Origin of the sequence: Rhizobium binae (assembly GCF_017357225.1) — a bacterium.
GTDB lineage: Bacteria > Pseudomonadota > Alphaproteobacteria > Rhizobiales > Rhizobiaceae > Rhizobium > Rhizobium binae.
Genome location: NZ_CP071604.1, coordinates 3,501,113 through 3,521,269 on the forward strand (window position 1 = coordinate 3,501,113; position 20,157 = coordinate 3,521,269).

Here is a 20,157-nt window from a genome sequence, read left to right on the forward strand (position 1 = left end):
ATGGGTTTCCCTGGAAATACTGAGACGCTGCAATATATGGCTAGTTCGTCGCTCTCGCATAAACGGCATCATGTGCCCCATCGCTCAGAACACGGTCCATATGTCACTTCGCAGCGTGCTCCGCGCACAAACGGCAGATTGCCACGCCCAAGTCGACAAGCTCTTCGGCACTTTCGACCTCTCCAGGAAAGAACAGTACAAGACATTCCTGCGCGCGCACGCCCGCATCATACCGGCAGCCGAAAATGCTCTTGAGGAAGCCGGAGTCGTTCGGCTGCTGCCGGACTGGCCGGAGCGAAGACGTGCGCAACTACTGTTTGCCGACATCGGCGAACTCGGCGACCGGTTGCCCGAGCTCTTTCCGCCACCGGCCTTTCACGGTGAAGCAGCGCTCTGGGGCGCCGTCTACGTTCTCGAAGGCTCCAAACTCGGCGGCGCCTTGCTCGCCAAATCCGTACCCGATCGCCTGCCCAGCCGCTATCTCACGCCGCAGGGCGAAAGGGGCGCCATCAGGATATTCATGGATCGCCTCGATGCGAGCGGCGTCGACGATCCTGCCGCCGCCGTTTCGGCGGCGCGCGCGCTCTTCGATCTCTTCCTCAAAGCCGGAGAGCTCGAATTGGAAGCCGTTCCATGAGCGACTTGCGCGAACCCGTCGATCTCACCAATTGCGACCGAGAGCCGATCCATCAGCTCGGCGCCATCCAGCCCTTCGGCTTTCTGCTGGCAATATCTTCGGACTGGATCGTCACGCGGGCCTCGACAAACCTTGCGGAGTTTCTCGGGGTGGAACAGGCCGACGCGCTCGGCCGTCCCGTTTCATCGCTGATCACGCCGGAGGCGCTCCACACCATTCGCAACAAGTTGACCACGCTGCGTGGTCCCGATGTCGTCGAACGAATTTTCGACATTGCCTTGATGTCCGATCAGTCGCGCTTCGACCTTGCCGTCCACTTCAACGAAAATCAGGTCATTCTCGAAGGGGAACGCGGGCAGGAGGAGAAGCGCAACGGCCCCTCGCTTTCCATGCGCAGCATGATCTCTCGCCTCGACCAGGCGGAAACGCTGGAGGCTTTCTTCCGCGAGGGCGCAAGACAGGCCCGTGCTCTCACCGGCTTCGACCGGGTGATGGTCTATCGTTTTGATGAAGGCGGTTCGGGCGAAGTCGTGGCGGAAGCCGCCCGCAGCGGCATTGGCTCGTTCCTAGGGCTGCACTATCCGGCGTCCGACATCCCGGTCCAGGCGCGCGCCCTTTATCTGCGCAACCTGTTCCGCATCATCGCCGATGTTGATGCGGCGTCCGTGCCGGTTCTCCCGCAACTCGACGAACAGGGCCAGCCGCTCGATCTCTCCATGTCGGTGCTGCGTTCGGTCTCGCCGATCCACATCGAATATCTGAAGAACATGGGCGTCGGCGCTTCGCTCTCCATATCGATCGTCGTAGACGGCAAGCTCTGGGGCCTGTTCGCCTGCCATCACTATGGCCCGCGTCTGCCATCGGCCCAAAGCCGTTCCACCGCCGAACTCTTCAGTCAGATGTTCGCTTCGCGCCTCGAAAGCCGCGAACGGCGGCTGGCGCTCGACTACGAGACCAAGGCGCGCCGCATCGCCGACCGGCTTCTCACTTCCGTGGCTGATAATGCTAGCCTGCTCGACGACCCGGCCTGGCTGATCGAGGCGCTCGCCGATGCCATTCCCGCCGACGGGATTGGTGTCTGGATCAACGGGCGGATGGCGCTAGCCGGCATCGGGCCGGATGAGAGAGGTTTTTCGGCACTCGTGCGCCACCTGAACCGCAATGCCGGCGGCCGGATCTACGCGGTGGACAGGCTTGCGGAGACCTATCCGGATTTCGAAATCGACCCGGTTGTGGCGGGTATGCTCGCCATCCCGATCTCGCGTTCGCCGCGCGATTATGTTGTGCTCTTCCGGCAGGAATTGGTGCGCACCGTCCGCTGGGGCGGTGATCCGCACAAGCCGGTGGAACACGGCCCCAACGGCCCGCGGCTGACGCCGCGCAAGAGCTTCGAGGCCTGGGCGGAACTGGTGCGCGGCCGCTCGCTTCCCTTCACGGAAGCCGAGCGCCGCGTGGCGGAAACGATCCGCGTCACGCTGATCGAGGTCGTGCTGCGCCTGACAGACGAGGCCAGCATGGCCCGCCAGATGGCAAACGAGCGGCAGGAGCTGTTGATCGCCGAGCTTAACCACCGCGTCCGCAACATATTGAGCCTGATCACCGGCATCATCCGCCAGTCGCAGACGACATCGGTCAGCCTCGGCGACTATATCCGCCAGATCGAAGGCCGCGTTCAGTCGCTGGCACGGGCCCACGATCAGATCACCCGGGATCACTGGGCGCCCGCTTCGCTCAGGCAATTACTGGCGGCCGAGACCGCAGCCTATCTCGGCAAGAACGCGCAGCGCATCCGCATGAGCGGCGAGGACGTGCTCCTGGAACCGCAGGCCTTTTCCACCGCCGCCCTGGTTTTCCACGAGCTGATGACCAATAGCGCCAAATACGGCAGCCTTTCCGCCGCCGGCAGCGGCACCGTGGAACTCGGTTGGCATCGAGACGGCGAAGGCGATTTGTGCATTGCCTGGCGCGAAAGGAACGGCCCCGCTGTCGCCGAGCCGACACGCCACGGTTTCGGTTCGACGATCATCCGGCGCTCCATTCCCTACGATCTCGGCGGCAAGGCCGAGGTGCGCTACATTGAAAGCGGCCTCGAAGCGGATTTCTGCATTCCGGCCCGCTATGTGAATGCCGTCGACCCCGCGGGCGGATTGCCGGATGCGCTGCTGGACGGCGTTGCCGAACGCAAGACCACCCCCGCCGATCCGGAGCCGCTGTCGGGCCTGAAGATTCTGCTGGTCGAAAACAACCTGATCATCGCCATGGATGGAGAAGACATCCTGCGCCGCCTCGGCGCCGAGGTGATAACGGCGCCGAACGTCGCCGAGGCGATGGAAATCCTGGCCGACCGGTCTTTCGACTTCGCGCTTCTTGATGTCAATCTCGGCGACGAGACCAGCTTCGGCATTGCCGACCGGCTGACAGCCGAAGGCGTGCCCTTCGCTTTTGCGACCGGTTATGGCGAGGGCATCGCCCAGGCGAACAGCCATTCGGATGCGCCGGTGCTGCAGAAGCCCTATACGACCGAAGGCATAACGGATCTTCTTGCCCGGGTGCCGCTGCTGAAGAAAGAATAGCGCTCACACAGCAGGGGAATTCGGACGCAGCCCTCCGATGAAGAGCTGCTCCAGAAACCGCGCCGCATCTTCGAAGCGCCCGTCACCGGAATGTTCCTGGCCCAGAACGGCGCGCACCTGCACGTCGAAATCGGCGTAATGCTGCGTCGTCGACCAGATGGAGAAGATCAAGTGGTAGGGATCGCAGGTGGCGATCTTGCCCGCTTTCGCCCAGGCGCGGATGACCTCCGCCTTCTCGTCGACCAGTTGCTTCAGCGGTCCTTTCAGCTCGTCCTCGATATGCGGCGCGCCCTGCAGTACCTCATTGGCGAACAGTCGGCTTTCCCGCGGAAAATCGCGCGCCATCTCCAGCTTGCGTCTGATGTAGCTGCGGATCTCCTCTTCCGGATTGCCCTCGGCATCGAAGGCGCGCAGCGGCTCGAGCCAGGTGTAGAGCACCCGGTCGATCAGTGCCCGGTGCATGGCCTCCTTGGTGCGGAAATAGTAGAGCAGATTGGGTTTGGACATCCCGGCCACTTCGGCGATCTGGTCGATGGTCGAACCGCGAAAGCCGCGCGCCGAAAACACATCGAGCGCCGCTTCCAGAATCTGCTCTTCCTTCTCCTCCTGGATTCGTGTCCGCCTCAGTGTCTTCGCTGCTCTCGGAATAGCCATCGGCTATTGTTTCCCCTTGAAATTCAACTTCTTCGCTCAAGTTTGAGCAGGACAGACCTCCTGCCGCCTTCTTGAGCAACTGCCCGCATTTTTATCGGCAATTTTCGTGATTTTCGTCTTGAGCCCGGCGGTGGAAGTTGTAATGTTTACCAATCGGTCAAATTATCCGCCAGATGAAAAACAAAGGCAACTGGCGATTTTCCGGCGCTCGACAAAACCAATAAGAGGCGCCGGAAGAGACCGCGGGAACAGGCAGGCATGTCCCTTGCATGACTGCCGCAAACAGGTGAGGGCTTGAAAAATGGTGGCAGCACCAGGCGAGAACATGCGCGTCAATGGCGACCGTCTCTGGGACAGTCTCATGGACATGGCCAAGATCGGACCGGGCATTGCAGGCGGTAACAATCGCCAGACGCTGACGGATTCGGATGCCGAGGGCCGCAGCCTTTTCAAAAAATGGTGCGACGAAGCGGGCCTAACCATGGGCGTCGACCAGATGGGCACGATGTTCGCCACGCGGTCCGGCACCGATCCCGATGCCCTGCCCGTCTATGTCGGCTCGCATCTCGACACCCAGCCGACCGGCGGCAAATATGACGGCGTGCTCGGTGTGCTCTCAGCCCTCGAAGTCGTGCGCACCATGAACGACCTCGGCATCAAGACCAAGCATCCCATCGTCGTCACCAATTGGACCAATGAGGAAGGCGCGCGTTTTGCCCCTGCCATGCTGGCCTCCGGCGTCTTTGCCGGCGTGCACAGCCTGGACTTTGCCTATAATCGCCGGGACCCCGAGGGCAATCTCTTCGGCGACGAGTTGAAGCGCATCGGCTGGGTCGGCGACGAAGAGGTCGGCGCCCGCAAGATGCACGCCTATTTCGAATATCACATCGAACAGGGCCCGATCCTCGAGGCCGAAGACAAGCAAATCGGCGTCGTTACCCATTGCCAGGGCCTATGGTGGCTGGAGTTCACGCTGACCGGCAAGGAAGCCCATACCGGCTCGACACCGATGAACATGCGCGTCAATGCTGGTCTTGCCATGTCGCGCCTCCTGGAAATGGTGCAAAGCGTGGCGATGGGCGAACAGCCGGGCGCCGTCGGCGGTGTCGGACAGGTGTTTTTCTCGCCGAACTCCCGTAACGTGCTGCCCGGCAAGGTCGTCTTCACCGTCGACATCCGCTCCCCCGACAAGGCCAAGCTCGACCGCATGCGGGCGAAGATCGAGGCCGAGGCGCCTGGCATCTGCGATGCGCTGGGCGTCGGCTGCTCCATCGAGGCGATCGGCCATTTCGCACCTGTTACCTTCGATGAAAAGCTCGTTGCCTCAGTTCGCACCGCCGCCGAGCGCCTCGGCTACACCCACATGAACCTCATCTCCGGCGCCGGCCACGACGCCTGCTGGGCCGCCAAGGTGGCGCCTGCAACGATGGTCATGTGCCCCTGCGTCGGCGGCCTCAGCCACAACGAGGCGGAAGAAATCTCCAAGGAATGGGCAACGGCCGGAGCCGACGTGCTGTTTCATGCGGTGGTCGAGACGGCGGAGATCGTGGCGTGATGTCTGCTTTCGCGCCCGGAGCCCCCTCATCCGACCCTTCGGGCCACCTTCTCCCAGCCGGGGAGAAGGGAACGGCAAACGTCGCGGCTTCCCCCTTCTCCCCTCGGGGAGAAGGTGCCCGAAGGGCGGATGAAGGGGCTCCGGGCGCGGCCGAAATTGTCGAACAGGATATTCGGAATCACCGTCCCGACAAGATCAGACAGGGTCTTCACAACGAAATTAAAATGGCTAACGTCGCGCCCGCAGCCCCCTCATCCGACCCTTCGGGCCACCTTCTCCCCGCTGGGGAGAAGGGAACGGAGGACGTCGCGGCTCCTCCCTTCTCCCCTCGGGGAGAAGGTGCCCGTAGGGCGGATGAGGGGGCGCCGGGCGCGACGAAGATTATCAAGCAGGATATCCGCAAACATCGTGCCGACAAAACCGATCAGGCCAGAGCTCTTCGACGCGGCGAAACCGAAGAGGAATACCACCTCTGGAGCGACCTGCGTGCCCGCCGCCTGAACGGCTACAAATTCGCACGGCAAGTTCCGCTCGGCCCGTTCATCGTCGATTTTCTCTGTCGTGAACAACGCTTGATTATCGAAATAGACGGCTTCCAGCACGCCGAAAGTGTTGCCGATCAACGCCGAACCGCGTGGCTCAATGCCAGCGGCTATTCCGTGCTGCGCTTCTGGAATCGGGAAATCTCGCGCGAACGACGCTCGGTTCTTGAAACGATCCTGGCCGCATTGCAGGGCCAACTCGAATTCAGCTCAGAAATGCCCAGCTTCTATTCGCCTGCCGAACAACGATAAAGAATAGGGAACGATCATGACCACAGTCATCAAAAACGGCACCATCGTCACGGCCGACCTCACCTATAAGGCTGACGTCAAGATCGACGGCGGCAAGATCGTCGAGATCGGTCCGAACCTCTCGGGCGACGAGACCTTGGATGCCACGGGCTGCTACATCATGCCCGGCGGTATCGACCCGCACACCCATCTCGAAATGCCCTTCATGGGCACCTATTCCTCCGACGATTTCGAGAGCGGCACGCGCGCGGCGCTTTCCGGCGGCACGACCATGGTCGTCGATTTCGCCCTTCCGGCCCCCGGCCAGTCGCTGCTGGAAGCGCTGACCATGTGGGACAACAAATCGACCCGCGCCAATTGCGACTATTCCTTCCATATGGCGGTCACCTGGTGGAGCGAGCAGGTCTTCAAGGAGATGGAGACCATCGTCCGTGACAAGGGCATCAACACCTTCAAGCACTTCATGGCCTATAAGGGCGCGCTGATGGTCGATGACGACGAGATGTTCGCATCGTTCCAGCGCTGCGCCGAACTCGGCGCGCTGCCGCTGGTGCACGCCGAAAACGGCGACGTCGTCGCCTCCATGTCGGCAAAGCTGCTCGCCGAAGGCAATAACGGCCCCGAGGCGCACGCCTACTCCCGCCCCGCCGAAGTCGAGGGCGAGGCTACCAACCGCGCCATCATGATCGCCGACATGGCCGGCTGCCCCGTCTATATCGTCCATACCTCCTGCGAGCAGGCGCACGAGGCGATCCGAAGGGCCCGCGCCAAGGGCATGCGCGTCTACGGCGAACCCCTGATCCAGCATCTGACGCTCGACGAGAGCGAATATTCCAATCCCGACTGGGATCACGCCGCCCGCCGCGTCATGTCGCCGCCCTTCCGCAGCAAGCAGCACCAGGACAGCCTCTGGGCGGGCCTCGCCTCCGGCTCGCTGCAGGTGGTCGCGACCGATCATTGCGCCTTCACCACCGCGCAGAAGCGGTTCGGCGTCGGCGACTTCACCAAGATCCCGAATGGCACAGGTGGCCTCGAAGACCGCATGCCGATGCTCTGGACGCATGGCGTCAACACCGGCCGGCTGACGATGAACGAGTTCGTCGCCGTCACCTCGGCCAACATCGCCAAGATCCTCAACATCTATCCGAAGAAGGGCGCGATCCTCGTGGGCGCCGATGCCGATATCGTCGTCTGGGATCCGAAGCGCTCCAAGACCATCTCGTCGAAGACGCAGCAGTCGGCGATCGATTACAATGTCTTCGAAGGCAAGGAAGTAACCGGCCTGCCGCGCTACACACTGACCCGCGGCGTCATCGCGACCGAGGAAAGCACCATCAAGACCCGCGAGGGCCACGGCGAGTTCGTCCGCCGCGAACCCGTAACCGCCGTCAGCAAGGCGCTCTCCACCTGGAAGGAGATCACCTCGCCCCGCAAGGTGGAGCGCAGCGGCATTCCGGCAACGGGCGTGTAACATGGCGCGTCATCATACGGCTATCAACCGGACACCAATGCCTCCATGCCAATGACCTCACGCCGTCACCAGCGCGTCCAGTTCCGGCAGAAGCACGACGCTTTCCTGCTCGTTCGGGTCGGTGCGCGCGATGACCGCTGTGCACGGCGTGCTGCTGAGGTTTGCAGGCATGTGCGGCACGCCGGCCGGAATATAGAAGAGCTCGCCGGCATGGACGACAACGTGATGCTCGAGCCGGTCGCCGTACCAGGTATGGGCCTCGCCGGAGAGCATGTAGATCGCCGTCTCGTGCGCCTCATGCAGATGCGCCTTGGCGCGCACACCGGGCGGGATCGTCAGCAGATGCATGCAAATCCCTTTGGCGCCGACCGTCTCGGCCGCGATCCCTTCGAAGTAGCTCAGTCCCTGCTTGCCGTCATAGGCATGTTTCGGGCGAACGATGTGGCAGGTGGGTTGTGATGTCGCGTCCATTCTCTTTCTCCATGAAACGTGCCGCCGGCGGGGCCTGTGGCGATGGTAACATGCAAACCGCCTCCCCGCGGCGAAAACAAGAACGGTCGCATTGATGCAAGCACCCTCCGTCGTATCCGCCAAGGATCTCTGTCTCACCTACCAGGCGAATGACGGCCCGGTGCGGGCGCTGAGTGATGTCAATCTCGATGTCCGCAAGGGCGACTTCGTCTCTTTCATCGGCCCGTCCGGCTGCGGCAAGACGACATTCCTGCGCGTCATCGCCGACCTCGAGAAGAGCACCTCGGGCGAAATCTCGATCAACGGCATGACGCCGGAAGAAGCCCGCAAGGCCCGTGCTTACGGCTATGTCTTCCAGGCGCCGGCACTGTATCCCTGGCGCACGATCGAAAACAACATCGCCCTGCCGCTGGAGATCATGGGTTATAGTGGCGCTGATCGCACGCGGCGGATTGCCGAAGCGCTCGATCTTGTCAGCCTCACCGGCTTCGAGAAGAAATTCCCCTGGCAGCTTTCCGGCGGCATGCAGCAGCGCGCCTCGATCGCCCGCGCCCTCGCCTTCGACGCCGACCTGTTGTTGATGGACGAACCCTTCGGCGCATTGGACGAGATCGTCCGCGACCATTTGAACGAAGAGCTGCTGAAACTCTGGGCCCGCACTAACAAGACGATCTGCTTCGTCACCCACTCCATCCCCGAGGCCGTCTATCTCTCTACCAAGATCGTGGTGATGTCGCCGCGCCCGGGCCGCGTCACCGATGTGATCGACTCGACGCTGCCGGCCGAACGCCCGCTCGACATCCGCGACACCCCGGAATTCCTGGAAATCGCCCATCGCGTTCGCGAAGGGCTGAGGACGGGGCATAGCCATGAGGTTTAGGCGGTTGAGTCCGAGGGGTGGCTATGCATTCGACGCCAACAGTTGGGGATGGTCGCCGTGAAACCCGACACCCTCAAAAACAAGATTATCCCTGTCACCACCATCCTGCTTGCCCTCGTCGCCATCTGGTATGTCGCCGCGGTGCTGATGAACGCGCCGTTCCAGCGTGACAGGGACAGCCGCGCCGGGGTCACACCGACGACGTTCGAATTCATCGGCAAGACACTCGCCCAGCCGAAGCCGATCCTGCCGGCGCCGCATCAGGTGGCGCAGAATGTCTACGAGAATACAGTGCTGCGCAGCCTTTCGAGCAATCGCAGCCTCGTCTATCACAGCTGGGTGACGCTCTCCTCCACCTTGCTCGGTTTCGGTTTCGGCATGCTGCTCGGCATCCTTCTTGCCGTGCTGATCGTGCACAACCGCGCCATGGACCGCTCGCTGATGCCCTGGCTGGTGGCGAGCCAGACCATACCGATCCTCGCCATCGCACCGATGATCGTCATCATCTCCTATAACGTGCTGACTGGCGACAATGCGCTTGCCCATCTCCTGAACCTCGATTCCGACGCCTCGCGTCTGGTCTCCAAGGCGCTGATCTCCACCTACCTCTCTTTCTTTCCGGTCGCCGTCGGCATGGTGAAGGGATTGCGGTCGCCCGAGATCATGCATCTCGATCTGATGCGCACCTATTATGCCAGCCCAATGCAGACTTTCTGGAAATTGCGCGTCCCGGCCTCGATCCCCTTCCTCTTCACCTCGATGAAGGTGGCTATCGCCGCCAGCCTGGTCGGCGCCATCGTCGGCGAGCTGCCGACGGGGGCCACCGCCGGCATCGGTTCGAAGCTGCTTGCCGGCTCCTATTACAGCCAGACCATCGATATCTGGGCGGCGCTCGTCGCCGGATCGCTGCTCGCGGGCATCCTTGTCTCAATCGTCGGCCTTGCCGCCAAGATCGTCGACAGCGCCATGGGCGGGAGGCCGGCATGAGACACTTGACCTTCTCCTGGCAGGGCGTGACCGCCCTCCTCCTCTGCCTTGCAGCGTTGGTCACCCTGCCGCTACTCGCCGAGGGCGCGGCACGACCCTTCACCGACGGCACGGGCACCCTCGTCTTCATCATCGTCATCGCCGCCGCACTGCTGTCCTTTGCGCCACAGCCGCCGGCCTACCGCGCCACCGTGCTGTTCATCGGCGCCCATGGCGCCGCCTGGATGCTGCTTTCAGCTCTCTCAGGCAATGAGGGCATGGCGACGCGGGCTTTCTTCCTGCTGCTCTTCGCCTGCTGGCTGCTTGCCTGGCGATGCGTCACCGAGCTGTCGAATCAGCAGCCCGCCACCGCCTTGGGCAAATCGACGCTGCAACTGTTGATCCCGGCAATCTTCGGCGCCTGGATCCTCATCCTCTGGGAAGCAGCCACGCGCGGCGCCGGCATTCCCTTCATCATCCTGCCGCCGCCGAGCGCCATCGGCGCGCGTATCATGGCCTCGCTGCCGATCCTCGGCGACGACGTCAAGCAGACGATCTTCAAGGCGGTGCTGATCGGTTATATCGTCGGCTGCCTCAGCGGCTTCCTCGTCGCCGTATTGGCCGACCGCGTCGCCTTCCTGCGCCGCGGCCTGCTGCCGATCGGCAACATGGTCTCAGCCCTGCCGATCATCGGCATCGCCCCTGTCATGGTCATGTGGTTCGGCTTCGACTGGCCGTCGAAGGCCGCCGTCGTCATCATCATGACCTTCTTTCCGATGCTGGTGAACACTGTCGCCGGCCTTGCCGCCTCCGGCAGCATGGAACGCGACCTGATGCGCACCTATGCGTCGAGCGACTGGCAAACGCTGCTGAAGCTCAAGCTTCCGGCGGCCATGCCCTTCATTTTCAACGCACTGAAGATCAACTCGACGCTGGCACTGATTGGTGCCATCGTTGCCGAATTCTTCGGAACGCCGATCGTCGGCATGGGCTTCCGCATCTCCACCGAGATCGGCCGCATGAATGTCGATATGGTCTGGGCGGAAATCGCCGTCGCGGCGCTGGCCGGCTCGATCTTCTATGGCGTCATCGCCCTGACCGAACGGGCGGTGACATTCTGGCATCCGTCTATCCGTGGTGGCTAGGCGCGCGCGGGCTTCGTAAACAGGGTCCGGGCATAACTTCAGAGGGTAAGGATAAGAAAATGAGAAAGTTGATGGTTGCAATGATGGCGAGCGCGATGACGCTGGCCGCCGCGCACGCGATGGCCGCCGACAAGGTGGTGCTGCAGCTGAAATGGGTCACGCAGGGCCAGTTCGGCGGCTATTACGTCGCCAAGGACAAGGGCTTCTACAAGGAAGAAGGCCTCGACGTCGACATCAAGCCAGGTGGCCCTGATATCGCCCCCGAGCAGGTGATCGCCGGCGGCGGCGCCGATGTCATCGTCGACTGGATGGGCGGCGCCCTCGTTGCCCGCGAAAAGGGCGTTCCGCTCGTCAACATCGCTCAGCCCTACCAGAAGTCGGGCCTGGAAATGATCTGCCGCAAGGACGGCCCTGTTAAGACCGAGGCCGACTTCAAGGGTCACACGCTCGGCGTCTGGTTCTTCGGCAACGAGTACCCCTTCTTCGCTTGGATGAACAAGCTCGGCCTCTCCACCGAAGGCGGCCCGAACGGCGTCACCGTGCTGAAGCAGAGCTTCGATGTGCAGCCGCTCGTCCAGAAGCAGGCCGACTGCATCTCCGTCATGACCTACAATGAATACTGGCAGGCGATCGATGCCGGCTTCAAGCCGGAGGAACTGACGGTCTTCAACTATACCGCGATGGGCAACGACCTCTTGGAAGACGGCCTCTACGCGATGGAAGACAAGCTGAAGGATCCGGCCTTCAAGGAGAAGATGGTCAAGTTCGTCCGCGCCTCGATGAAAGGCTGGAAGTACGCGACCGAAAACCCTGATGAAGCTGCCGAGATCGTCATGGACAATGGCGGCCAGGACGAGAATCACCAGAAGCGGATGATGGGCGAAGTCGCCAAGCTCGTCGGCGACGGCTCCGGCAAGCTAGACGAAGCGCTCTATGCCCGCACCGCAAAGGCGCTGCTCGACCAGAAGATCATCAGCAAGGAGCCCTCGGGCGCCTGGACGCACGATATTACCGACGCTGCTTCCAAGTAATCGCGGCAACATTGCGAGGCGAACGCGCGGAGAAGATCTCCGCGCGTTTGATATTTTTCCCGCTTGAACGAAAAAACACCGTGCAGCTGTCGCGTTTGTCCGACGTCAAACGTCATTGGCTAGAGGCAGGATCAATCATCGTCATGCTCGCATAACCCTTGGGTGATTGATTCAAGTCCTGATGGTAATTATTATCAGCTCATGGGGAATTGTTTTCTGCCGGGCTTGCATATCGAGCAAATCGATACCAATTAGAAGCCGATTTGCCGACGAGGGACGAAGACGGCAAATGATATGCGGATACCCTTGAGAATGCAGGAAAGGCAGTGGCCTAGTCGCGAGCTGAAGGACAGACGCGCGAGTTCGGCCAACGCTGTTACAAGATTGGACGACGACGCATGGCACGCAGGCCGAACGGATTTTTAGGCGCATCCACCCTTCTTGCAGCGGCACTGGCTGCATCCACCGCATTTTCTGAGGAAGCGCCGGTCGCAAAACCGCAGCAGAACCTGCCGGCGATCGTCGTTACCACGGCGACAAACCGCACTCTTGTCGACCGTGTCATCGGCACCGGAACGGTCAAGCCCGTCGAGGAGGTCTATATCCAGCCGCAGGTCGAGGGACTGTCGATCCGCACGCTGAAAGCCGATGTGGGCGACAAGGTTCAGGCGGATAGCACGCTGGCGACGCTGAACGATGATGCGCTGGTGCTGGAGAAAAGCCAGATGATGGCGACGAAGGCGAAGGGCGAGGCGAGCCTCGCCCAGTTGCGCGCTCAGCTCATCGAAGCCCAGGCCAACGCCGAACAGGCCAGGCAGCAGCAGGCTCGAGCCCAGGAAATGGGCAAGAAGGGTACAGTCTCCACCGCCCAGGTCGAGCAGGCCGATGCGACCGCCGCTGCCGCCAATGCTCGCGTCGTTTCCGCAGAACAGGCGATCGAGGTCGCCGAGGCCGATCTCAAGGTCTTCGACAGCCAGATCGCCGATGCCGATCTGAAGCTCGCCCGCACTGACGTGAAGACGCCGGTCGCCGGTACGATCGCAGCCAAGAACGCCAAGGTCGGCGCCATTGCCGCCGGCAACGGAGAACCGCTGTTCACCCTCATCCGCGATGGCGATATCGAGCTCGTCGCCGAAGTCGCCGAAAGTGACATCGTCAGGATCATGGCCGGCCAGAAGGCGACGATTTCGCTTTCCGGCAGTCGCGAAAAGCTTTCCGGTGCCGTGCGCCTGGTGTCGCCGACCGTCGATCCCACCACCCGCCTCGGCCTCGTCCATATCTCCATCGACGATGACAGCAAGGCGCGCTCCGGCATGTATGGCAGCGCCGAGATCATCGTGCGCGAGACACAAGGCGTATCGCTTCCCCTGACCGCGGTCCTGACGGGCAACGAAGGCTCGTCGGCCCGCAAGGTCGAGGATGGAGTGGTAAAATTCGCCAAGATCGAGACCGGCATCCAGGACGGCGCCTATGTCGAGGTCGTTAAGGGATTGAAGAGCGGCGATGAGGTCGTGGCCAAAGCGGGGGCTTATGTCCGCGACGGCGACCACATCACGCCGGTGCGTGAACAGCCCGCGGCTTCCAACTAAAGAGACCACCCGATGAATTTTTCAGCCTGGTCCATTCGAAACCCGATCGCGCCGCTGCTGGCCTTCTGCCTGCTGATATTCATCGGCATTCAGTCCTTCAACACGCTGCCGATCACCCGCTTCCCGAACATCGACGTGCCGCTGGTTTCGATCAGCGTGACGCAGAGCGGCGCTTCGCCGGCCGAACTGGAAATGCAGGTGACGAAGGAGATCGAAGACGCAATCGCCTCGATCACCGGTATCGACGAAATCCAGTCGACGGTGACCGATGGCAGCTCGCAGACCAACGTCATGTTCCGCATGGAGGTTCCTACGGAACAGGCGGTGCAGGACGTAAAAGATGCCATCGATCGCATCCGCAGCGATCTGCCGGCGACAGCCGAAACGCCGATCGTCACCAAAGTCGATGTCGAGGGTCAGGCAATCCAGACCTTCGCGGTTTCCTCGCCTGATATGTCGCTGGAAGAACTCTCCTGGTTCGTCGACGACACGATCAAGCGCGCGCTGCAGGGCCAGGCCGGCATCGGCCGCGTCGACCGTTACGGCGGCGCCGATCGAGAAGTGCGCATCGAGCTCACCCCCGGCAAGCTCGATGCCCATGGCATCACGGCCGCAAGCGTCAACCAGCAGCTGCGCGGCACCAACGTCGACCTCGGCTCCGGCCGCGGACAGGTGGCGGGTAGCGAACAGGCGATCCGCGTTCTCGGCGACGCCCGTAATGTTGCCGAGCTTGCCGACACGACGATTGCGCTGCCGAACGGCCGCTTCGTCAAGCTTTCTGATCTCGGCGTCATCAAGGACACTTACGAGGAGCCGAAATCCTTCTCGCGCTTCAACGACACCCCAGTCGTCACCTTCGGCGTCTTCCGCTCGAAGGGTGCCAGTGAGGTCAGCGTCGCCGAAACTGTGGCGCAGAGCCTCGACAAGGTCAGAGCCGACAACCCGAATGTGAAGATCGAGATGATCGACGATTCGGTTTATTTCACCTACGGCAATTACGAAGCCGCCATCCATACGCTGCTCGAAGGGGCGCTGCTCGCCGTCATCGTCGTCCTGCTCTTCCTCCGGAACTGGCGTGCGACGCTGATCTCGGCGATCGCCCTCCCCCTCTCGGCGATCCCGACTTTCTGGGTCATGGATATGATGGGCTTCTCGCTGAACCTCGTCAGCTTCCTCGCCCTGACGCTTGCGACAGGCATCCTGGTCGACGACGCGATCGTGGAAATCGAAAACATCGCCCGCCACATCAAGATGGGCAAGACGCCCTATCGGGCGGCGATCGAGGCGGCTGACGAAATCGGCCTCGCCGTCATCGCCACCACCTTCACCATCATTGCCGTCTTCGTGCCGGTTTCCTTCATGCCGGGCATTCCGGGCCAGTACTTCATCCAGTTCGGCCTGACCGTCGCTTTCTCCGTCTTCTTCTCGTTGCTGGTCGCGCGCCTCATCACTCCGATGATGGCCGCCTATCTGATGCGCGCTGAAGACGGGATGGAAGACCATCACGACAATGACAGCCTGCTGATGAAGGGTTATACGCGCCTGATCCGGGGGACGACCGGACATAAGTATTCGCGATATCTGACTTTGCTTGCGGCGATCGGCTTTCTCGTTGGCTCGGTTTTCCTGCTGATGAAGGTTCCCGGCAGCTTCCTGCCGCCGGAAGACGCCTCGCGTATCGTTCTTTCCGTCGAACTGCCGCCGAATGCGCGGCTCGACGACACCGAGAAGACGACCAATGCGATCTATGACAGGGTCAAGGACATCAATGGCGTCGACAGCGTCTTCGTCCTCGGTGGCGCATCGCCGAAGGGCGATCTCGAACTGCGCCGTGCGACCATCACGCTGGCGCTCCACAAGCTCGACCAGTCGCTGGTCAAGAAGGTGGTCAACGACGTGCTCGGCCATATCCCGGTCATTGGCCCGATGTTGCCGAAGGTGGAAGTCCACGGCCGCGAGCGCCCGCAATGGGATATTGAAAAGGAAGTCTTCGCCAAGCTGCGCGATATTCCCGATGTCCATATCCTGAAGCTCAACGACCGCGGCGAACGCGACCTCTCCTTCAACTTCCTCTCCAAGAATGAGAAGGACCTGAACGAGGCCGTCGGCATTCTGGAATCAAAGCTGCGCGCCGATCCGCTGCTAGCCAATGTCAGCGCCGACGGTGCCCTGCCCCGTCCGGAACTGCAGGTCTACCCGCGCAAGGATGAAGCTGCCCGCCTCGGCATCACGCCGCAACAGATCTCCGAGACGATCCGCGTCGCCACCATCGGCGACGTCGATGCGGCACTTGCCAAGATCTCGCTCGACGATCGCCAGATTCCGATCCGGGTGCAGGCAGCGCTCGACATGCGCCGCGACCTTGCCGCCATCCGGGCGCTGAAGATTCAGACCGCCAGCGGCGGCACCGTTCCGCTCGCAAGCGTCGCCAATATCGACTACTCGGAAGGCGTAAGCTCGATCAAGCGCAATAACCGCTACCGCGTCGTCTCGATCGGTTCCGACCTGCCGCAGGGCGTGGCGCTCGACACGGCCTCCGCCAGGTTCCGCGAGATCGTTCAGGCGGCCAACATCCCGGCGACTGTGCACCTTGCCGAAAGCGGCGATACCAAGGTGCAGACCGAGATGCAGCAGAGCTTCGTCAACGCCATGTTGATGGGCCTTCTGCTGGTGCTGACGGTGCTGATCCTGCTCTTCAAGGACGTGATCCAGCCCTTCACCATCCTGTTCTCGCTGCCGCTCGCGATCGGCGGTGTCGCGGCGGGCCTGATCATCACCAGCAATCCGCTGTCCATGCCAGTGATGATCGGCATTCTGATGCTGATGGGTATCGTCACCAAGAACGCCATCCTGCTCGTCGATTTCGCGATCGAGATGCGCCATCAGGGCATGTCTCGCGTCGAGGCCATGGTCGAAGCCGGCCGCAAGCGCGCCCGGCCGATCATCATGACTTCGATCGCCATGTCCGCGGGCATGCTGCCGTCGGCGCTCGGTGTCGGCGAAGGTGGCTCGTTCCGTGCGCCGATGGCAATCGCGGTGATCGGCGGCATCATCGTCTCGACGGTACTGTCGCTCGTCGTCGTGCCGTCCTTCTTCCTGATCATGGACGACCTGTCCCGCTTGCTCGGCTGGATGTTCGGCCGTCTGGTTGGCAGGAAGGACGAGGAGGACCTGCCGCTGTCGCGCGAGGATCTCACCCGCGTTACCCGCGAGAACCGCAGCGATATCGATGCGCTGGACGAGCGCCTGACGGCGATCGAAAAGCCGGAAGGCAAGCGCAAAAGCTCCACCGGCAAGGATACGAACGTGCTTCGCCTGCCGCCGTTTGCGGCGGAGTGAAGAGCGCCCGAGAAAACAAACGGGCCGGGAGCAATCTCCCGGCCCGTTTTCTTTTTTCTCTTGCTGCGGCCACCGATTTCGAGCGGCTACGGGGTGACCGTCAGAGCCCGCCCTGTTCCCTGAGGAAACTGACGATCGAATTAACGCCGTCGCCGCGCTTCATGTCGGAAAATACGAAGGGGCGTGAGGCACGCATGCGCGTCGCATCCCGGTCCATCACCTCGAGATCGGCGCCGACATAAGGTGCCAGGTCCTTCTTGTTGATGACGAGCAGGTCCGACCGAGTGATGCCAGGCCCGCCCTTGCGCGGAATTTCCTCGCCCTGACAGACGGAGATGACATAGATGGTGATGTCGGCGAGGTCGGGTGAAAAGGTCGCCGCCAAATTGTCACCGCCGGACTCGATGAAGACGACGTCGAGATCGGGAAAGCGTTCGTTCAAGCCGGCGATCGCCTGAAGATTGATCGTCGCATCTTCACGAATGGCAGTATGCGGGCAGCCGCCGGTCTCCACGCCGACGATGCGGTCGGACGGCAAAGCCTGCATCCGTACCAGCGCCTCGGCATCCTCGGTCGTATAGATGTCGTTGGTGACGACGGCGACCGAATAATCATCGCGCATCGCCTTGCAGAGCTTTTCCGTCAGCGCCGTTTTGCCCGAGCCAACCGGCCCGCCAATGCCGACGCGCAGGGGTCCGTTTCTTGATTTCATGTGTTTCACTCCAATCGAGCCGGATGATAACGACGGTGGCGGCGCGCGCCACCGTCAAATGACGCAGTTTCTGCGGATAATCGACGTCCTCACGAGCGAAACAACCGCGTCGCCTGCGTCTCGTGGCGCAGACTGGCGATATCGGCCTGTATGGCGGCCGAACCCAGATCATCGAGCGTTGAGCCCGCAGCTTGCCGGGCGGTCGCTGCAATCTGCTCCTCGAGACCGGCAAGGACGGCAACGCCATCCCTCTGTCCGGCGACGCCGAGGCGGATGCCCGCCGAAACGGCCTGCGAGGCATAAGCATGCAAGAAGACCGCAATCACCTTCTCAAGCCCAATGCCATGCGCGCCCGCAACCGCTCCGACCGCGATCGGATAAGCAGCCTTGCTCGGCAACCTCTCAAAAACGTCGTCGGGCCAGGCCTGCGCCGCCGCGAGGAAGGCGTCGCCGAGCAGCATGGTTTCCTGATGGCGTTCGCGCGATCCGGCAAGCGCCTCGGCGAGTGCCGCGATTTCGGCAAGGCGCGCGGGATCTGCCTGCTGCCTGTGACTTTCGGCCAGAAGCACGGCATCGTTCCAGGCCGAACCGTGTTCGATCAGCGTGCCGATCCACGCGGCAAGCGAGGCCGCATCGCAGACGAACCCGTCGCTCACCGCCCGCTCCAGCCCGCCCGAATAGGCAAAACTGCCCACCGGAAAGGCCGGTGAAAGCCATGCCGTCAGGCGCAGCAATGCCTGCAGCTCATGATCCCCAGTCATCGTGTTCAGTCGAGCTTGTGGCCGTTATGTCCGTGGTCGTGATCATGCGAATGCCCGTGGTCATGACCGCATCCCGGCCCATGGACATGGTCATGGCCGTGATCGTGTTTATGCTCATGCCCGTGATCGTGGTGGGCATGACCGTGATCATGCGAATGCCCGCCATGGGAATGATAAGCGCCGCGCGCGGGCTGGAAGGGCTCGTCGATCTCAAGCACGGTGGCGCCGAGCCCCTGCAGCATGTTGCGGATGACATGATCGCGCAGGATGACGATGCGGTCTTCCTCGATCTGGGCGGCAAGATGACGGTTGCCGAGATGCCAGGAAAGCTCGACGAGATGCGTGCGGTCGCGTCCGCGAATTTCGAAGAGTTTTTCGTCGGCAGCCAGAATCTCGATCAGTTCCCCATCCTCGCGCACCAGCAGGTCGCCATTGGCGAAGAGCACCGGGTCCTTGAGATCGAGCATGACCATCTCGCCATTTTCCAGATGCAGCAGCTTGCGGCGCAGGTGGCGCAGATCGTGCGGCAGCTTGACCTGGGCGGTCGGATGGGAGGACGGGGTACCGGCGGGAAGATAGGAAGTGACGCGCTGCATGATATGTCCGTTTTGCTGAGACGACCACGCAAAATAGCCTTTCCCGACGCAAGCACCAATGGTCTTTTGCTCACGTCAGGACTTTTATATCCCGTAAGCCTGCATCACGTTGTCGCTCTCAGCTCTCCTGCCCTTGGCATCGAAGCCGTTATCGGCGAGCCCGTGCCAGGCATGATGCAGGCCTTCCCGTTCATGCACGACGCGATTGCGTCCGAGCGCCTTGGCGAGGTAGAGCGCCCGGTCCGCCGAGGCATACACCGCCTGCTTGCTGCGCCCGGCGGCGAGATCGGCAACGCCGCCGGAAACGGTGATGCGGATATCGTGCCCCTCGGCCGCGATGGCGCCGCTTGCGATCCGGGCTCGCACCCCTTCGACGCGCTTCAGCCGCGCCTCCAGCTCGCCGGAGACGATGACGCCGAACTCCTCTCCGCCCAGCCGCGCGACGACGGACATGTCGTCGAAAGCGGATCTAAGCATAGCCGAAACTGCGGTGATGACCGCATCGCCGCAGGCGTGGCCGAAACGGTCGTTGATCGCTTTGAAGCGGTCGACGTCGAAAATGACAAGCGAGGCATCGCCCTCCGCTTTGTCGAGCGCCTCCGTGAAGGCGCGGCGGTTCAAGAGCCCGGAGAGCGTATCCGTGCGGCTGAGCCTTTCGAACTCCGCCCGCGAAAGCGTCAGCTCATGCATGGTAAACCCAGCGGCCAGCGACAGCATGCCGCAGACGGTGCCGCCGACAAGCCAGGAAAAAGCCGCGCCGAAGCCGATCGCATGCGAAAGGGTCATCGGCAGCAGCCCGAAAAAACCGAGCGGCGGTATCGTCAGCGCGAGGATGACGCCCGAGAGAATGACAGCAAAAAAGCTCATCCTCAGCGCAAAGAGATAGACGTTCCTGCGATATTGAAAATCGCCGAAACCGGCCTGCAGCGACATCCAGCTTCTCATGAGAATCGACCTTCCTGCCCGGCGTTGCACGGCATTGA

Annotated in this window: 17 protein-coding genes; 11 read left to right on the forward strand and 6 right to left on the reverse strand. The window is 62.1% G+C overall.

The window, feature by feature from the left end:
• Positions 1-100: 100 nt before the first annotated feature.
• A complete protein-coding gene (locus J2J99_RS17190; protein ID WP_168297338.1) occupies positions 101-637 on the forward strand; it encodes a biliverdin-producing heme oxygenase in 537 nt (178 codons plus the stop codon).
• Positions 634-3,210, forward strand: a complete 2,577-nt coding sequence (locus tag J2J99_RS17195) for an HWE histidine kinase domain-containing protein (RefSeq protein ID WP_168297337.1) — start codon at positions 634-636, stop codon at positions 3,208-3,210. The genes J2J99_RS17190 and J2J99_RS17195 overlap by 4 nt, the downstream gene beginning before the upstream one ends.
• A 3-nt stretch (positions 3,211-3,213) precedes the next feature.
• Here J2J99_RS17195 and J2J99_RS17200 read toward each other — a convergent pair whose 3' ends face one another.
• Complete coding sequence (locus J2J99_RS17200; protein ID WP_168297336.1) at positions 3,214-3,864, reverse strand: TetR family transcriptional regulator C-terminal domain-containing protein; 651 nt, start codon at positions 3,862-3,864, stop codon at positions 3,214-3,216.
• 301 nt (positions 3,865-4,165) lie between these two features.
• Between J2J99_RS17200 and J2J99_RS17205 the strand changes: the two genes are divergently transcribed.
• The 3 genes from J2J99_RS17205 to hydA all read left to right on the forward strand — a co-directional run bounded on the left by J2J99_RS17205 (position 4,166) and on the right by hydA (position 7,684).
• Positions 4,166-5,419: a Zn-dependent hydrolase gene (locus J2J99_RS17205; protein WP_168297335.1), complete on the forward strand. Its 1,254-nt coding sequence runs from the start codon at positions 4,166-4,168 to the stop codon at positions 5,417-5,419.
• 224 nt (positions 5,420-5,643) lie between these two features.
• Positions 5,644-6,213 carry an endonuclease domain-containing protein gene (locus J2J99_RS17210; protein WP_168297365.1) on the forward strand — a complete coding sequence of 190 codons (570 nt, stop codon included), beginning with the start codon at positions 5,644-5,646 and terminating at the stop codon, positions 6,211-6,213.
• 16 nt (positions 6,214-6,229) lie between these two features.
• Entirely contained in the window at positions 6,230-7,684 is a 1,455-nt protein-coding gene (hydA, locus tag J2J99_RS17215; protein ID WP_168297334.1) for a dihydropyrimidinase, read from the forward strand.
• Positions 7,685-7,741: 57 nt separating this feature from the next.
• Here the strand turns inward: hydA and J2J99_RS17220 are convergent, their stop codons facing one another.
• Positions 7,742-8,155 (reverse strand): cupin domain-containing protein, encoded by a 414-nt coding sequence (locus J2J99_RS17220; protein ID WP_168297333.1) that lies wholly within the window; start codon positions 8,153-8,155, stop codon positions 7,742-7,744.
• A 94-nt stretch (positions 8,156-8,249) separates the two neighbouring features.
• Between J2J99_RS17220 and J2J99_RS17225 the strand changes: the two genes are divergently transcribed.
• The 6 genes from J2J99_RS17225 (at position 8,250) to J2J99_RS17250 (ending at position 17,105) form a co-directional block, all read left to right on the forward strand.
• A complete protein-coding gene (locus tag J2J99_RS17225) occupies positions 8,250-9,035 on the forward strand; it encodes an ABC transporter ATP-binding protein (RefSeq protein WP_097629100.1) in 786 nt (261 codons plus the stop codon).
• A gap of 57 nt (positions 9,036-9,092) precedes the next feature.
• On the forward strand, positions 9,093-10,022 hold the full coding sequence (locus J2J99_RS17230) for an ABC transporter permease (RefSeq protein WP_168297332.1): 930 nt from the start codon (positions 9,093-9,095) through the stop codon (positions 10,020-10,022).
• Complete coding sequence (locus J2J99_RS17235; protein ID WP_168297331.1) at positions 10,019-11,146, forward strand: ABC transporter permease; 1,128 nt, start codon at positions 10,019-10,021, stop codon at positions 11,144-11,146. The genes J2J99_RS17230 and J2J99_RS17235 overlap by 4 nt, the downstream gene beginning before the upstream one ends.
• A gap of 59 nt (positions 11,147-11,205) precedes the next feature.
• The gene (locus tag J2J99_RS17240; protein WP_168297330.1) at positions 11,206-12,177 is read left to right on the forward strand and encodes an ABC transporter substrate-binding protein; all 972 of its coding nucleotides are present in this window, start codon (positions 11,206-11,208) and stop codon (positions 12,175-12,177) included.
• A gap of 398 nt (positions 12,178-12,575) precedes the next feature.
• Complete coding sequence (locus J2J99_RS17245; protein WP_168297329.1) at positions 12,576-13,766, forward strand: efflux RND transporter periplasmic adaptor subunit; 1,191 nt, start codon at positions 12,576-12,578, stop codon at positions 13,764-13,766.
• A 12-nt stretch (positions 13,767-13,778) separates the two neighbouring features.
• A complete protein-coding gene (locus J2J99_RS17250; RefSeq protein WP_168297328.1) occupies positions 13,779-17,105 on the forward strand; it encodes an efflux RND transporter permease subunit in 3,327 nt (1,108 codons plus the stop codon).
• Positions 17,106-17,205: 100 nt separating this feature from the next.
• Here the strand turns inward: J2J99_RS17250 and ureG are convergent, their stop codons facing one another.
• From ureG to J2J99_RS17270, 4 genes are all read right to left on the reverse strand, one after another.
• Positions 17,206-17,817, reverse strand: coding sequence for an urease accessory protein UreG (gene ureG, locus J2J99_RS17255; RefSeq protein ID WP_168297327.1), 612 nt, complete (start codon positions 17,815-17,817; stop codon positions 17,206-17,208).
• A gap of 89 nt (positions 17,818-17,906) precedes the next feature.
• Positions 17,907-18,578 carry an urease accessory protein UreF gene (locus tag J2J99_RS17260; RefSeq protein ID WP_168297326.1) on the reverse strand — a complete coding sequence of 224 codons (672 nt, stop codon included), beginning with the start codon at positions 18,576-18,578 and terminating at the stop codon, positions 17,907-17,909.
• Between the two features lie 5 nt (positions 18,579-18,583).
• Positions 18,584-19,174: an urease accessory protein UreE gene (gene ureE, locus J2J99_RS17265; RefSeq protein WP_168297325.1), complete on the reverse strand. Its 591-nt coding sequence runs from the start codon at positions 19,172-19,174 to the stop codon at positions 18,584-18,586.
• 84 nt (positions 19,175-19,258) lie between these two features.
• On the reverse strand, positions 19,259-20,119 hold the full coding sequence (locus J2J99_RS17270; protein WP_168297324.1) for a GGDEF domain-containing protein: 861 nt from the start codon (positions 20,117-20,119) through the stop codon (positions 19,259-19,261).
• Between the last annotated feature and the right edge of the window lie 38 nt (positions 20,120-20,157).

What these genes read in the sequence shown, in the direction of transcription:
- J2J99_RS17190 (WP_168297338.1), top strand. Translation starts at nt 101, where the DNA reads ATGTCACTTCGCAGCGTGCTCCGCGCACAAACGGCAGATTGCCACGCC.
- J2J99_RS17195 (WP_168297337.1), top strand. Translation starts at nt 634, where the DNA reads ATGAGCGACTTGCGCGAACCCGTCGATCTCACCAATTGCGACCGAGAG.
- J2J99_RS17200 (WP_168297336.1), bottom strand. Translation starts at nt 3,864, where the DNA reads ATGGCTATTCCGAGAGCAGCGAAGACACTGAGGCGGACACGAATCCAG.
- J2J99_RS17205 (WP_168297335.1), top strand. Translation starts at nt 4,166, where the DNA reads ATGGTGGCAGCACCAGGCGAGAACATGCGCGTCAATGGCGACCGTCTC.
- J2J99_RS17210 (WP_168297365.1), top strand. Translation starts at nt 5,644, where the DNA reads ATGGCTAACGTCGCGCCCGCAGCCCCCTCATCCGACCCTTCGGGCCAC.
- hydA (WP_168297334.1), top strand. Translation starts at nt 6,230, where the DNA reads ATGACCACAGTCATCAAAAACGGCACCATCGTCACGGCCGACCTCACC.
- J2J99_RS17220 (WP_168297333.1), bottom strand. Translation starts at nt 8,155, where the DNA reads ATGGACGCGACATCACAACCCACCTGCCACATCGTTCGCCCGAAACAT.
- J2J99_RS17225 (WP_097629100.1), top strand. Translation starts at nt 8,250, where the DNA reads ATGCAAGCACCCTCCGTCGTATCCGCCAAGGATCTCTGTCTCACCTAC.
- J2J99_RS17235 (WP_168297331.1), top strand. Translation starts at nt 10,019, where the DNA reads ATGAGACACTTGACCTTCTCCTGGCAGGGCGTGACCGCCCTCCTCCTC.
- J2J99_RS17240 (WP_168297330.1), top strand. Translation starts at nt 11,206, where the DNA reads ATGAGAAAGTTGATGGTTGCAATGATGGCGAGCGCGATGACGCTGGCC.
- J2J99_RS17245 (WP_168297329.1), top strand. Translation starts at nt 12,576, where the DNA reads ATGGCACGCAGGCCGAACGGATTTTTAGGCGCATCCACCCTTCTTGCA.
- J2J99_RS17250 (WP_168297328.1), top strand. Translation starts at nt 13,779, where the DNA reads ATGAATTTTTCAGCCTGGTCCATTCGAAACCCGATCGCGCCGCTGCTG.
- ureG (WP_168297327.1), bottom strand. Translation starts at nt 17,817, where the DNA reads ATGAAATCAAGAAACGGACCCCTGCGCGTCGGCATTGGCGGGCCGGTT.
- J2J99_RS17260 (WP_168297326.1), bottom strand. Translation starts at nt 18,578, where the DNA reads ATGACTGGGGATCATGAGCTGCAGGCATTGCTGCGCCTGACGGCATGG.
- ureE (WP_168297325.1), bottom strand. Translation starts at nt 19,174, where the DNA reads ATGCAGCGCGTCACTTCCTATCTTCCCGCCGGTACCCCGTCCTCCCAT.
- J2J99_RS17270 (WP_168297324.1), bottom strand. Translation starts at nt 20,119, where the DNA reads ATGAGAAGCTGGATGTCGCTGCAGGCCGGTTTCGGCGATTTTCAATAT.